Annotated in this window: 9 protein-coding genes; 4 read left to right on the top strand and 5 right to left on the bottom strand. The window is 54.6% G+C overall.

Features of this window, described 5'->3' with window-relative positions:
• The first annotated feature begins 105 nt into the window (after positions 1-105).
• Entirely contained in the window at positions 106-1,041 is a 936-nt protein-coding gene (locus HB633_RS24425; RefSeq protein ID WP_213780694.1) for a LysR family transcriptional regulator, read from the top strand.
• Positions 1,042-1,456: 415 nt separating this feature from the next.
• On the opposite strand, the gene HB633_RS24420 is transcribed toward HB633_RS24425, so the two are convergent.
• The 4 genes from HB633_RS24420 to HB633_RS24405 are packed head-to-tail and all read right to left on the bottom strand — an operon-like array spanning position 1,457 to position 6,352.
• Complete coding sequence (locus tag HB633_RS24420; RefSeq protein WP_213780693.1) at positions 1,457-2,932, bottom strand: efflux transporter outer membrane subunit; 1,476 nt, start codon at positions 2,930-2,932, stop codon at positions 1,457-1,459.
• The gene (locus HB633_RS24415) at positions 2,925-4,988 is read right to left on the bottom strand and encodes an FUSC family protein (RefSeq protein WP_213780692.1); all 2,064 of its coding nucleotides are present in this window, start codon (positions 4,986-4,988) and stop codon (positions 2,925-2,927) included. Before HB633_RS24415 ends, HB633_RS24420 begins: the two co-directional genes overlap by 8 nt.
• A gap of 3 nt (positions 4,989-4,991) precedes the next feature.
• On the bottom strand, positions 4,992-6,047 hold the full coding sequence (mdtN, locus tag HB633_RS24410; RefSeq protein ID WP_213780691.1) for a multidrug transporter subunit MdtN: 1,056 nt from the start codon (positions 6,045-6,047) through the stop codon (positions 4,992-4,994).
• 23 nt (positions 6,048-6,070) lie between these two features.
• A complete protein-coding gene (locus tag HB633_RS24405) occupies positions 6,071-6,352 on the bottom strand; it encodes a YtcA family lipoprotein (protein ID WP_213780813.1) in 282 nt (93 codons plus the stop codon).
• Between the two features lie 935 nt (positions 6,353-7,287).
• On the opposite strand from HB633_RS24405, the gene HB633_RS24400 reads away from it, so the two are divergent.
• The 3 genes from HB633_RS24400 to HB633_RS24390 all read left to right on the top strand — a co-directional run bounded on the left by HB633_RS24400 (position 7,288) and on the right by HB633_RS24390 (position 12,018).
• On the top strand, positions 7,288-9,633 hold the full coding sequence (locus HB633_RS24400) for an FdhF/YdeP family oxidoreductase (RefSeq protein ID WP_213780690.1): 2,346 nt from the start codon (positions 7,288-7,290) through the stop codon (positions 9,631-9,633).
• Positions 9,634-10,540: 907 nt separating this feature from the next.
• Positions 10,541-11,512, top strand: a complete 972-nt coding sequence (locus HB633_RS24395; protein ID WP_213780689.1) for an AraC family transcriptional regulator — start codon at positions 10,541-10,543, stop codon at positions 11,510-11,512.
• A gap of 89 nt (positions 11,513-11,601) precedes the next feature.
• Complete coding sequence (locus HB633_RS24390; RefSeq protein WP_213780688.1) at positions 11,602-12,018, top strand: DUF3331 domain-containing protein; 417 nt, start codon at positions 11,602-11,604, stop codon at positions 12,016-12,018.
• A gap of 1,425 nt (positions 12,019-13,443) precedes the next feature.
• Here the strand turns inward: HB633_RS24390 and HB633_RS24385 are convergent.
• Positions 13,444-14,261, bottom strand: a protein-coding gene (locus HB633_RS24385; protein WP_255581119.1) for an IS5 family transposase whose coding sequence is annotated in 2 segments (ribosomal slippage) — positions 13,444-13,913 and positions 13,913-14,261 — 819 coding nt in all. Because the reading frame shifts where the segments join, the coding sequence is not laid out codon by codon here.
• Between the last annotated feature and the right edge of the window lie 182 nt (positions 14,262-14,443).

Genomic DNA, 14,443 nt, shown 5'->3' with positions numbered 1-14,443 from the left:
GGACTACCGTCTCGTGACAACTTCGACGCAGCACCGGCTTGACGATCATTCTGGGCAATCGTATTGTGGGTAACAATCGGCTCAAATTGGAAAGTTAATTACGTCATGCGCAAAGATCTCGACTACGGACTTCTACACGCCATGACAGCGTTCGTCAGGGTCGTAGACTCGGGAACATTTACGGCCGCCGCCGAACAAATGGATCTAACTACCGCGCAAATATCGCGATTAGTCTCGGGGCTGGAAAAGAGGCTGAGTACCAAGTTGCTGCAACGAACTACCCGTAGGATCGCGTTGACCAGCACAGGTCTGACCTATGTCAGTCAATGTCGTGACATCTTGGAGCGGGTGGAAGTGGCCGAAGCGTTCGCATCTGGCGCAACCGTTGAGCCGGCGGGAAGGCTTCGAATTCAATGCATGAGCAGCTTTGGCCGCCATTATGTAGCGCCGCTTATTGCCGAATTTTGCGCGGCGTTTCCGAAGGTGAGCATCGAATACGGGACTTCGCAGTACATGCCAGCGCTACTTGCCGAGGGGATCGATGTAAGCATCTATTTGGCACAGCAGCTCGCCGATTCGGGAATGGTCGCGCTGCCACTCGGTACGGTATTCGGCATAATGTGTGCGGCGCCCGCATATTTGGCGCGCCGGGGAGCCCCAAAGCATCCGCGCGACCTGCAGGAACACACGTGCATCCGCCTGGTCAATTCGTCCGCTTCCGCGCAGTGGGAACTGAAATCGGCAAGGCGCTCTTTCCAAGTTGAGCCCAATGGACCAATTGTTTCGGACAACCCAGATGTGCTTCTGCACGCTGCAGAGCAAGCGAGCGGCATCATTTTGCTGCCTTGCTTTACCGTCAAGGAATCGATCCGGAGCGGGCGGCTGGTTCGCATTCTTCCGTCATGGCGCTCGCCTGAAGTAGGTGCGTATGCGCTCTATCCTTCCCGACACTTCCTCGATGCGAAGACCAAAGCTTGGCTCGATTTGCTTAAGGCCCGAGTTACACCTGCGCTGGCCGAAGATGCATTGATGTTTCTTTGAATCCAAGCGCTTCAGACCGCGATCCATTGCGACGATTCAGTTTGAAACAGGCCTCATTGGCCGAATAACGACAAGGTATATTGTTCTTTGGCCTCTGGAGGATCATTCAACGACGCAAGAGCGGGTACCTGTCCAAACGGACGCGTAATTTACTGCACGCGGTAGATCAGGCTCATCCTTCTAAAAGGAAATCAGTTTGGACAAGGGCGCATAGCGATGTATTGCTTTGTTTGCCATGCGATCGCGCCCAGCGTGAAAGTTGGATCAGCGCTAAGTCACGCAAAGACCCGCGGAGATAGTGCTTTGCTCCCTCTCGCGAAAACGCTGATGGCACACTTGCCGAAGGCGCCATGTTTTGTGCGTATATTGCGATAGACGAAACTTGGTTCCAACCTCTGCCGAGCCTGACGCAAAATCACCGTGCGCCAACGTCTGACTGATAGCCGCCGCCCAACGTCTTCGTGAGCGCAATGGACGTCTGGAGGCTCTGGCCCGTCAGTTTAAGCATCGCGAGTTGTTCCTGTATCGCCATTTCCTGCGCCTGCTCCACCTGTACCCTGTCGATGAGTCCCCGCCCATATCGAGCGGCTGCACTGTTAAGAATAAACTGCACGTCCTGAATTTTTCTCTGCTGCATCGCTGTCCGCACGTTTAAGTCCTTCAACGCGCTTCCGTTTTGCGCCACGTCACGAACTGCGTTTAATACGGCTTGGTTGTACTGCAGAATTGTGGCATTACTTGACGCGCGCTCCCCGCGGAGCGAAGCGTTGAGACGGCCGCTGTCAAATACAGGGAGGTAAAGGCCCGGTCCGATGTTGATTTGCTGGCTTGCATGAAGAAACAACTGAGACACATCCAATGCGTTGAATCCGAAAAACGCTTTGATATCAAAGTCGGGATAAAACGCTGCCTTTGCTGCGTCCACCTGCTTCAATGACGAAACAACATACCAATGCAGCGCTTGCAAATCAGGACGTCGTGCAAGCAGTTGAAAGCCGAGACTATCCGGGACGCCTGTCGTAACCGCGGGCAGGGGTTGTGGCGTCATGTTGCCAAGCCCGCGAGAATCGGCACCGATCAGCGCGCGAATCGACTCGCGTCCGTTCGTCACTTGCTCCGATGCCTGTGCGATCTGCTGATCTACGGTTAAAAGGTTCGCTTCGGCCTGTTTTGCCGCGGTATCGGGCTCAAGCCCACTTGTGAATCGCGAACGGTGCGCATCGGCCTGGATCAGGAGCGCATCTTTCTGCTGTTTCAGCAAATCAATTTCGGCATAGGCCGTTTGCACGGCATAGTATGTTCGCGCAATGTCTGTGGATAGTTCGAGCGCAGTTTCCGCTTCCTCCGCCTTTTTGGCATTGTCCACGCCCACGGCCGCTGCAATCTGTGCGCGGTGCCGGCCCCAAATGTCCAGGTCCCACGCGCCATCGAAACCAACTAGTCCCGTTGTGTACCACGGTCCGTTCGCGCCGATAGACGGGTCGGTCCCGGTGTACGCACTCAGGAACCCATTTGACGAGACACGCTCGCGGTCGATCGTTCCACTTGCGGAAAGCTGCGGCCCGGCTGAAGCTACCGTCAGTTCTGCCTGCGCACGAGCCTGTGCCACCCGTTGACGCGCGAGCGCCATCGTCGGAGATGCTGCCAAGCCCTGATCGATAAGAGCGGACAGTTGCGCGTCGTCGTACCGAAGCCACCACTGTTCGGACGGCCAGTCAGCAGCGGGCAAATCGAGTTTCGCTGAGACTTTGACACGATCTTCCGCGACCTGCACAACTGGAGCGGTATCGTTACGAATGAACGCGCAACCGCCGAGCAATACCGCACTCGCGATAGCGGCCGAGAACAAGGCACAACGACTACGCATTACGGTGAACATAGCATCATTCATGGCGTGTGTCGGCTGGAAGCGTTAATGGAAGGGAAGTATCTTTTGCCAACCACTCTGGCAAGCTGGATACAGCTAACAGGACCCGATTGATTTGGCCAATTAGCCTTGCATCGTGTCCAGCCAAACCGTCGAGCGTAACTTCACGCCCGACTAGGTCAGGCGTCCTGGCAGATGGCTGCAGTGTCGACAGTCCAGTCGAATATGCTTCGATAGCCGAGACAGCACCGGAGGCAAAAATCCGAATGTGTTCTTCGACATGTGCGGAAAGACGGGTTTCGGTAGCATCGAATGCGATCCGAAGTGAGTCGGCGGCGAGCAAAAGCTCCCGAGCAGCGACAAACACCGAGTTCGCGAAAAGCGTGACACGCTCTTCTTCGCCTTCGCGCCAAGTCGGCTCCAGTGCAACGCGCAAAAGCATCCCTTCGCAGTCGCTAAGTGCGGCCCAGGCAGCCATTCGTTGTTTGCCAATGACTGTTTGATTTTGCGTCGATTGTCCCATCGCGAGGAGCTTCGCTGTGGCCGCGAGACTGGCAGACAGCTTGCGCCTGAGTAGGGCGGCTTCGCCCTCCGGCCAGATGTTCATCTGCACGAAAGTCGCGACGGCAACACCGAGAAAGATGCCAACCATACGGTCCCGGATTCCGGTCAGATCATACGTCGGAGCAAACTGGTCGAGAAATGCCAGTGAAAATGTGAACATCAACTGCGCGCCTGCGTAGCTGATTCGTTCGGAGCCTGCGGCTATCCAGGCGCCAGCAAATAATATGGGCGCAACGACAATGAGCAAGGCGGCGATGCCGTCAATTCTAGGAAGAACGAAAACGACCACGAGAAGCGCCAGCAGGCTTCCGACCACGGCGCCCCAGAAACGAAGGATGGACCGACGACCGGACGCACCGAGACTGGGTTGCGCAACAATGAGACACGTTAGCATCACTGTATGAACACCCTGCCATCCGGCCGCGTTGTAGAAGACATAGCAGACAAGCACGGCCAGCAAGGTCTTGAGCGAGAACTGTACGTAAACGGGGTTGCTGAACGCGTCGGCGGCGAGGACAGGCTGATTTGGCGGCACATGCATTGCGTCGGCTTGCGCAACCGCAAACGCATCGAGCTCACGTAGCGAGCCTCGTATGGCGACCAACGGCCAGGGCATGTCGGCGACGGATGTTTCGCATGCGGCAGGCGAAAGCGAGAACGGCACGTCTTTTTCAATTGAATCGGCCAACGTCGCACAGCCGTCACCCAATGACTTCGCGTCCATCGCAATCTGCCCAGCTCTGTCCGATATCGGGTGCAGGTTCGATGCAGCCAAGTAAAGATTCGATACCGCCGTGACTGTCGCAAGATCTCGCGCTTCGGCGAGCGGGTTTTGCTTGCCGCGCATTGCGGTAAATCTCAGTAGCTTTTGCAGCGAAGTGACGGAGGCTTGCACGTCGAACATTCCCGCAGAGAAAACCTCGGATGCGCCTTCGTGTAGCGCGCTTAGCCTTTTCCGTACCGTAACGAGTTGAGAGACCATCATTCTCCGAAGTTGCTGACGAGGCTCCAATGGCAGCACTAGCGAATTGACTACCAGCGTCAGGGCAATTGGGTAACACACTGCGACCCAGACCCACAGCGTCGCGCGTACGATTCCCTCAGCGTTAGACGTCACATCGACGAAACTTTGAGCGTAGATGACGACGAGGGCTGCGATGAAGAAAACGACGCCAAACTGAAAAACACGCATCGCGTAAACACAACAAAAAAATATGATGCTGGCAAACACTATGCGCAGCAGCGGATAGTCAAACGTCCATTTGAGTAGCAACACCGTGCAACCGATCGCGAGCGTCGTACCCGCGAGAAACAGCATGCCGATCATTCGCGTTATCACAACATTCGACTGGGTTACGTAGAAAACCACAATCAGTGATACGGCGAGGTACGGAACTTGAAGCGTCATTGACGCAACGATAACGACGACGGCGCTGGCTATACAACGCAAAGCGACGTTTAACCGGCCAGGAAACGGGGTCAGCTCATCGCGAAGGAATAGGAGTAGTTGGTTCATCAGTCAATTCGCGTCTTTGGTGATGACGTTCGTCGCCGGATGAAACGTTGCGACCGCAGACGTTCCGAGCCGAAAGAGGTTGATGTCAGCGTCGGTGACGAGGATTTTCACGGGGAACCGTTGCGATACATGGACCCAATTAATACTGCGCTGCACCTGCGGCAGCCCTTGAGCAAGACCTCCCCCGTCTTCGGGTGATACACCAAAGCCGACCGAATCGACTTTCCCCTGGAAACGCTTTGAGGTGTTGCTCATTAGGTAAATGGTGGCATCCGTGCCGGGCTCGATATTTGCAAGTTCGGTCTCGCGCAGGTTCGCGACGACGTACCAATGAGCCGTGTCAATCAATGTGAATACGGGCGACGAGGCAGACGCGAATTGACCACGCGTGGTGCGAAGCGACACAACCACACCGTCGAATGGGGCTCGGACAGTTGCGTATTCGAGGTTTAACTCGGCAGAAGCGATTTCCGCCTGCACGACTGCACGCTGGGCTTGCAGAGCGTCGACTCCGCTGACGGCTGCGGTTGCCTCCCGCGCTTGCAAACCAGCATACGTGAGTTCGGCAGCGGTGCTTTGTGCCAACGTGTGAGCTCGGTCCACCTCATCGGCTGACACATACCCTTTGTCAACCAACGGCTCCATGCGTTGCAGAGTGTCCTTGGCCTGCTTGGCTGCGGATTGCGCCCGTTCGACACTTGCGCGCGCAGCCGATGCGTTTAGGACTTGTGCATTGACGGATCTTTGCGTCAGCATGATCTGTTGATCAAGTTGAATGAGCGACGCACGAGCCTTGTCGAGCGCATCTTGGAAGGGACGCTGATCCAGTTCGAAAAGAAGGTCACCTTTTTTAACCCGTTGATTGTCCCGTACGGCAAGCGTTACGATCCGCCCCGACACTTCTGGGACAACGTTGATCGTGTCGGCGTACACGTAAGCATCATCCGTTTGAGGTTCATTATCCGCTCGCCAAATCACTGCTATACACAATACGATCACAACGAGCAATAAGAGGCCCGTGGCAAGCTTTTTTCTCGGGCGTTGAGCGGTATCGGCCATGTGTTCTCACCTTCGAAAGACATTTAAAAAAACAGCAACCAACCAGCAAGGGCCAGCAGTGCAAATATCGCCGGGTAAGCTATTGCTGGCGGGTAGAGCCAATCGCTCAGCGACGCACGTGTCAACACCAAATGGAACAGGACTGTCCCGGTGGCTGCGGCGACGATACAGAGAAGCCAATCGGGGTAATACGCACCTAACACATTCACCGATGGTGACCACGTACAACCGGGCAAAAGGACTACCGACCAGATCAATTCAGCGAATAACAATATTCGGGCGGTGACGGTTCTCCAATGTCCCATGTCTTCGCGTTTAAAGGCCATTGTCAATACCCCTGAGTGTGAGAGCGATATGCGACTTCTTTTACGATAGGACAGTGTCTTTGCTTCCCGTGCGAGCCTTGAAGGACGATGTCGCTGCAAACCAACTCCGATTGCGAAGTTGTAGCCGGTCGACTTAAATCGGGAGCGCTTGTGTAGGGAAAAGCAACATCACCGGAAGTGATTCAAATTTAAAGCGCCGGAGGTTGTTCCACTAGCCCTACCAACGGGTAAAACAGTCACATGAACCGGTGGGCAGCTAATATCTAGGTATGAATTTCGATCTACGCCGACGCTTGGACTGGCATGCATTTCGGAGTGAGAGATTGCCGCTTTAGCGAGGCAAACCCCGGATCGATGCCGTGCCACGCCAGAACTAGCTATACCTTCGTATAAAGCGAACTGCCGAACGTATGATGAAACGCAACTGAGGTAGGTATTTGACGACCCCCCCCCTTGCGATATCGTTAGATCGCTGTTCGAAGTTTGAACCGCAGCAGCAGTTCCCGTCAATGTTTCAGCGGTGACCAGCGGGCGAGATGGCCTAGGTACTGAAAGACGAAAGCGCTTGTCAAGACAACGGGACGGAAATCCGAGCCAATCACGAATTGCTGATTTTGGTGTCATTCCAACGGAAGCATGTTTTCGTTTGGTATTCCGAGGCGTCGGGGAAAACGTAACGTCTTAACTTGGCGATGCGCCAGTTGTTGCGATGCAATGGGGTGCACGGCCGGATGATCGGCTGGCCCAATCTGCATCGAGCTAGGTTTAACAGATTATTCGGATACCAAATTTTGACAAGCGGAGCTTCATGTGCGGAAAAAGGTGGCGTCTATCCTTGGCAATCCGGAACAGCTTTGCACTCTAAACGGTAAGGCAACGGTTTAACACATAGAGTTCTTTTAAAGGGTGGTGTCATGGCTAAGAGAAAGGAAATTCGCATTTACAGCGATCCTGCTGGCGGTTGGGGTGCGTTGAAGGCAACAGGGGAAGCGCTTGCGCTTCAAGGTATCGCAGTCTCAGGTGCGAAGACTCTACTGCGAATGAACCAACCCGAAGGCTTCGACTGCCCAGGATGTGCGTGGCCAGATCCGAAACATACGTCATCTTTCGAGTTTTGCGAAAATGGCGCGAAGGCGGTGGCATGGGAAGCAACAGTCAATCGATGTACACCCGAATTTTTCGCTGCGCACAGCGTCTCAGAATTGGAAGCCTGGGACGACTACGATCTGGAAATGGCCGGACGCCTGACGCACCCGATGGTATATAACGAAGCATCCGATCGATACGAGGCAATCGAATGGGAGGAGGCGTTTCAGCTGATCGCAACGCACCTAAGAGGTCTCGATTCCCCCGATCAGGCTGACTTTTACACGTCCGGACGTGCATCTAATGAAGCCGCATTTCTTTATCAAATCTTCGTACGAGAGTTTGGAACAAACAACTTCCCTGATTGCTCGAATATGTGCCACGAGGCGACAAGCGTTGGGCTGCCGGAATCTATTGGGGTGGGGAAAGGCACGGTATTGCTTGAAGACTTCGAACATGCAGATGCAATCTTCATCTTTGGGCAAAACCCCGGCACTAACAGCCCGCGCATGATGAGCGACTTGCATGGCGCCGCGCGGCGGGGTGCGAAAATTGTGTCGTTCAACCCATTTCGCGAGCGTGCGCTAGAACGGTTCGCGTCGCCTCAGAATCCAGTGGAAATGGCGACGCTCGGTTCTACGCAGATCAGTTCCTTCCTCTATCAAGTTCGGGTCGGCGGTGATGTCGCAGTCCTCAAGGGCATAATGAAGGCAGTCGTTGCAGCCGATGACGCGGCGCTGTCCGCCAACACGCCGCGCGTTTTGGACATAGAATTTATTCGCGATCATACACATGGTATCGAGGCGCTATTAACGGATCTTCGTTCCACGAGTTGGGACGCGATCGAGCGTCAAGCTGGCCTTACACGTAGTGATATTGAGAACGCCGCTAGCGTCTACATAAAAGCGAAGAACGCAATCATCGTGTATGGGATGGGGCTTACGCAGCATCATCGCGGCACGCAGAACGTTCAACAGGTCGCGAATCTTGCGCTGCTGCGCGCCAATATCGGTCGGCCAGGTGCTGGCATCTGCCCTGTACGCGGTCATTCGAACGTGCAGGGCAATCGTACCGTTGGTATTACGGAAAAGCCGTCGCCGCAACTTATTGACGGCATTGAACGCGCTTTCGGCTTCCGGCCTCCGACATCACATGGACACGACGTCATTGCTGCAATCGAATCGATGATGCGAGGTGACGCGCGCGTCTTCGTAGCACTTGGTGGCAATTTCGCCGCCGCCGTCCCGGACTGGGTTCGCGTTCAGGCTGCCATGCGCAAGCTTGATCTGACCGTGCACATCGCAACGAAACTTAACCGAAGCCATCTAGTGCATGGCAAGGCCGCATTGATCTTGCCCTGCCTCGGTCGAACCGAGATCGATGTACAGAAAGATGGCCCTCAATCGATTACCGTTGAGGATTCCATGTCGATGGTTCATGCATCCGGCGGCCGCAATCCGCCAGCATCACCATATTTAAAAAGCGAGCCTGCCATCGTCGCCGGCATTGCACGTGCGACGCTTGGAACCTCCTCGCATGTGCACTGGGAGTATCTCATTGCAAGCTATGACAGAATTCGTGACGCCATCGAAATCGTTTATCCAATTTTTCAGGACTACAACAAACGCATCAGAGAACCGGGAGGTTTTCATTTAGCATCGAGCGCGCGCGAACGCATATGGGCCACGCGAACGGGCCGCGCAAATTTTCTCGTGTTCGATGGGCTGCACGAAAATCCCTATCATGACGATCCTGATGCCTTGTGGCTCACCACGATGCGCAGCCATGACCAATACAACACCACGCTTTACTCGCATTCGGACCGCTACCGCGGGGTGTTTGGCCAACGCGATGTTATTTTCATGAATCCAAGGGAATTGCAAAGGCGCAACCTACATCCCGGCGAACGCGTCGATGTCTTCGCATTGTCGACGGACGGCATTGAACGGGTGATCCGTAGCTACATGGTAATTGAATATTCGTTGCCCGATGGATGCTGTGGCGCTTACTATCCGGAAGCAAATCCGCTTGTTCCACTTTATGCGTTCGATCCGAAAAGCCGTACGCCTTCATATAAGTCGGTGCCGGTGAAGATATCGCGGACGGCAGCTGTCGGCCCGGCTTCCGCCCGAAGCGCATCAATGGTGGTAGGGCGTGCGAGTGCGACATATTGAATAACCTGCGGGATCTGTAAGATACGCTGTTCGTGACGACTGTGATCTCGAAATGACGTCACTGATTCGTAACACGGGCTTGTAACCTTGTGTGGCCCGATAAAACCGCCGCGATTACGTATCGCGAAACTGGAACATGCCTTCCTTAAAGCTGTGCTCGGCTGAATAACGGTGCAGAGCACAGCGATCGACCCGCACGCGAGGTTGAGTCACATGCGCGGATTTCATGATTCTAATCGAACGAAAATCTGCTCTCGTTTCGGCCCTGTTCGACAGAAGTCGCGCTCAAGTGACTTCTCCGCACGCTTGACGTTATCCCTTCAAACGACTCGCCGGCGCTTCGTTGTTCGACCCGATTCGACGAACTGCACGGATGCGACGATTGGGGAACCCTTCGCCGGCCGGCGCAGCCAGGCGTTACGAAAATTTTCATGCCGCCGATTGCTGCGCCCGTCCAATCCGTATCTCGCAAATCCATACAGCTTGACAATTGATGGCAAACGATCGCTGACGTCGATCTAAATATCGCGCGTGCGCTTCCTCCATCGCGTCAGGACAACGAGTTCGTCACGACTCGGGCTTGCCTTGGGGCTCTGAATAAGTGTCACGTTCGTCGTATTGCTGCTAGCAAGTTCCGATTAGAGTCAGTCAAATCGCTCTGTCCGCGAACCATTCCTACGGTCGCTGGTTTTCCGCGCACCCCTTGGCTCCAAGGACTTTTGGCCTTGTCAAGTGTGACAGCGGACCTCCCGTCGTCGCTATACCTTTGTATGAGGCTAGCCTACCTATCGGCGGTCAAACCAAACAAACGTAGGGATTGGTTGAGAACCTCTCATGCGATACCTTGGAGTCACTGCGACGCTCATCGACCTGAACAGCTTACGCTTCTCTATTGGACGACTAGATTATGGCCAACGTGGCAATCTCGCCTAGCGGACCCAGTTTGTTGCTAGCTGCGCCGCTTGATTCGGTGCCTTCCGATCGCATCATTTCGATAAACGTGGAACAGCAGTGGAGAGTTCCAAACGATATGATTGCGGATGTAGGGCACCGGGATACCATCGTTGTGTCCCGATGGACACGCAACATCACCGAACCGCTAGAGGCGGTCCATCAAGGCAGCGCTGCGAACCATTGCATAGCGATGACTCTAAGAGGGGCCTCACTGACTTTCGTGCATGGCGGCACAACGCTGGTTCGAGGGAGAGTGCCCGCGGGCACGGTCCAAATCACCGCACCTGCGGTGCCGTGCAGCGTTACGTTTCAATCTCCAGCAGACGTTTTGCACCTGTTCGTATCCCAGTCGGTGTTACGCGAGTGCTTCAAGGATCTGTTTGGCCGTCCGCAGGCAGGCGATATACGTATAAATGACCCAAAGCTCCTGCGTGATCCTGTGCTCGAGCGTCTCGGTCAGGCACTCGCCGTTTCGCAGTCCGAGGACGCTAATCTCTCCAAGGTCTTCACCGATAGCGTGGGCCTAGCAATCGTCTCACGCATCGTCTCGCGCCACTTTACGCTCGCCGACAGAAAAGTCCGAGGACCCTCGGCGCTGCCGAATTGGCGGCTCAGTCGGGCAATCGAATACGTCGACGGTCACTTGTCCGAGCCCATTTGCCTAGCAGACATGGCATCAAGCGCCGGTCTAACGCGGATGCATTTCGCATCTCAGTTTCGCCGTGCGACCGGCTTGCGTCCGCACGAATATCTGCTGCGCCGCCGTATCGAACATGCACAACAGCTACTAATTAGGTCAAGACATAGCGTGCTGGACGTGGCCCTAGGTTGCGGTTTTAAATCGCAGGCACACTTCACGACCGTGTTTAAGCGACTAGTTGGCGAGACGCCCTTCTGCTGGAAGGCAAGAGCGGTCGTTGGTTGATGAGCAAAACCTAACCTGATGGTCGCAGCGAACTCGATCTGGCAAAGCAGCTTCGACGATCCAATTGATGTTTCGACAGGAGTGTGATTATGCTAGCAAAAGCGATTTTCCCTGATCCTTGGATACAAACCCTTGGCCTTTTATCGGCACTATCTGGCGAAGCTGCAACCGGCGTTGCCGAACTAATTGCAACGCTCGCGAACAAGGGCGGCAAGGAGTGCGCACTTCTGACGTTGGGGCAGCCCTTTGCCGCACGAGTTCGCCTTCTTGACCGCCCGTCGCAGTCGACCGCGACCATTGCCTGGCATGATTCGACGGCCGGCTCGTATGGAGACCAGGTGTGGCACACGAGTCGCTCGCGTGTGAATGGCGTGTGCGCCATGAGCGGACGCGCGATCCAGCCGGGCGACTCGATCTACAAGCCGCGCTCAAGCAAGCCTACACCAGTGAATGCGAGCGCGATGATACTCGATGAAGTGCTCGTAACTGCATTGGCAGCCTTGTAGGTTTTTTTCTTATTTCTCAAACGCCAGTTGACTAAACGCGGCGTCACTTCGCTACCATGTTGTCCGACGGATTTCGCAGGTGGCGCTGACGAGACACGCAACCGCGCGCACGGATGGCTGCTGAGGATAAGCGTAGGACGCAAGATCTGTACGGTCTATTACGCGTGCCAGATGGCACGCGGAACCAAGCTTGGAACTGCTAGGATGATCGTACCGATGGTTGAGCGCGAGCGAACGAGCTGGTATGTGGACGTGCTCTATCTTTTATTACGCAGATCGAGTGGGTCACCTATCAACGGAGTATCGAGATTAGGCATTGGTTCCTGGACTAGCGCAGCGTTGTCTCCGGGGCGATAACAAATACTCTTGCTATACCGTCGATGAGGAAAGCGAAACAATCCGGAGCTTGACATCATCGAACGACACAATCCAAAACTGAACATTGGCGAAGGGCCGTCCAGCTGTTCACGATGTGCGCGGCGGATTGTGGCATTCGTTCAAACACGCCGTTCCAGTACGGGAATGGCGGAGAAGGTAAATCCAACGACAAGCAATACCATGGCTGACCGCGGCCCAGAGGGACGAGATTGCGAACGCTGGCGATCGGCGGGATCTGCCAGCGAGATTGCGTGAACGACGGCACGCTAGGCCGGCGAGGTTCATCGGATGCTTGCTAAGCGAGGCGGGATTGCACGGCTACCAGGAAATGCGCTCACCACGTTCATTGACGGCTGAAGAGCGCGAAGCGATCACGCGTAGAGTAAGTTCAAGCCGGCTGCCCCACCGCAAGGCAACAAGTCTCGGAACGCAGCGCAGACGCCACCGCAGTATAAGATCAACGTTAGATCGATGAAATATTGCGTACAACGTGACAAAGCAAATGCCAAGGAGCGTGCGCTGCCCAAATGCACCAATAGTCGTTTGAAAGAAAACAGTTGAGTATCGTATGGCAACGTGGCTAAAACAGCCCTCAATGAAGCAACACTACCCATATCTCTGGCGGCAGAATAGGCCGTCATTATGACTTGGCGATAATACAATTTCGTTCAGGTGCTGGAATAGCATACCGTTTTTTACACGGCGCGACGTTCCGGCTTAACATGTGATCTCAGCTATAAGAAATCATTGTTTTGCTTGTCTTTATCCACGAACAACAATTTTTCTATGGGCAATTGTGCATCCAAGGCGAGTTGCCTCATTGCGGTTTCAGAGCTGACGTGGCTAAAACTCCCAATAATAACGAGAGTCATGCAGGCAGCCGTCGCAATCGATATCAAAGTGAATCTAAAGACCAAAAACATATTCATCATCTGGCTCCATTGCCACGGATGCAAATTTATCTGCAATCGTTGTTAAGCTGCTGATATAGAAACGAGTAACTGATATCGTTCTCATTTTATTGACTGTTCTTACTTAGAGGCGGTTTCAAAAAGCCGAAATAGATCGCTGAAGAGTATTCCAGCAGATTAGGCAAGCAGCGAACTTCAAGAAGGCTTCATGGATCTTGGCCAGTCGCTCGTAGCGGATTCGTAGACGGTGAAAATTATGGAACCAGGCGTGAGTACGTTCGACTACCCATCGATACTTTCCAAGTCCGCTGCCATGTTCAGTGCGGCGCCTGGCGAGAACAGGCTTAATACCTCGATCGCGCAATTTCTGTCGATGTGCTTCGGAGTCGTATCCGCGATCTGCGAAGACCACTTGAGGCTTTTGCAAGGGGCGACCGCGTATGCCACGGATGGCTGGAATCGCATCGATGAGAGGCAACAATTGTGTGACGTCATGGCGATTCGCACCGGTCAAGATGATCGAAAGCGGCACCCCATTTGCGTCGGTCGCAACATGGTGCTTAGAGCCCGGTCGCGCACGGTCTACGGGGTTCGGCCCAGTTTTTGGCCCGCCCCGATAGCCCGCACGGAAGACGAATCGACAACCACGCGTGACAAGTCGATCTGGCCCGCTGCGCGTAACTCGGCGAGCAGTAGTTCCTGCAATCGATCCCACACGCCTGCTTCTTGCCAGTCGCGTAAGCGGCGCCAACATGTCACGCCAGAGCCGCAACCCATTTCGGCGGGTAGATCTCGCCACCGCAGCCCTGTGCGTAACACAAACACAATGCCGCTCAATGCTGCGCGATCCGGTACCGGCTTGCGACCGGGATACTTCTCGCGCCGAGCCTTCGGCTGTGGCAGTAAGCGTTCGATCCGTTTCCATAACTCATCGTCAATGATCGGCTTGTCCATTCCTTGGTCTCGTCGTCACGATGGCCTAGGTTAACAGGATGTTTATAAAGTTAACAGTCCTGAGAGGTCTTTTTGAAACCGCCTCTTATCTAGATTGTTTTCGCTCGATAACCCATGATTTGCTCTTGCGACCTCCGTGTCGTTCAATGATCGTTAGCATCGTTGATCAACATCTGCGTTTT

It is taken from the genome of Caballeronia sp. dw_276, assembly GCF_018449635.1.
Classification (GTDB): Bacteria; Pseudomonadota; Gammaproteobacteria; order Burkholderiales; family Burkholderiaceae; genus Caballeronia.
Note: the sequence above shows the minus strand (reverse complement) of the source record. Positions and strands in the feature narration are given on the sequence as shown.

Bases quoted from the DNA above. Each gene is read 5' to 3' on its own strand.
- HB633_RS24425 (WP_213780694.1), top strand. From the start codon at position 106: ATGCGCAAAGATCTCGACTACGGACTTCTACACGCCATGACAGCGTTC.
- HB633_RS24420 (WP_213780693.1), bottom strand. From the start codon at position 2,932: ATGAATGATGCTATGTTCACCGTAATGCGTAGTCGTTGTGCCTTGTTC.
- HB633_RS24415 (WP_213780692.1), bottom strand. From the start codon at position 4,988: ATGAACCAACTACTCCTATTCCTTCGCGATGAGCTGACCCCGTTTCCT.
- mdtN (WP_213780691.1), bottom strand. From the start codon at position 6,047: ATGGCCGATACCGCTCAACGCCCGAGAAAAAAGCTTGCCACGGGCCTC.
- HB633_RS24405 (WP_213780813.1), bottom strand. From the start codon at position 6,352: ATGGGACATTGGAGAACCGTCACCGCCCGAATATTGTTATTCGCTGAA.
- HB633_RS24400 (WP_213780690.1), top strand. From the start codon at position 7,288: ATGGCTAAGAGAAAGGAAATTCGCATTTACAGCGATCCTGCTGGCGGT.
- HB633_RS24395 (WP_213780689.1), top strand. From the start codon at position 10,541: ATGGCCAACGTGGCAATCTCGCCTAGCGGACCCAGTTTGTTGCTAGCT.
- HB633_RS24390 (WP_213780688.1), top strand. From the start codon at position 11,602: ATGCTAGCAAAAGCGATTTTCCCTGATCCTTGGATACAAACCCTTGGC.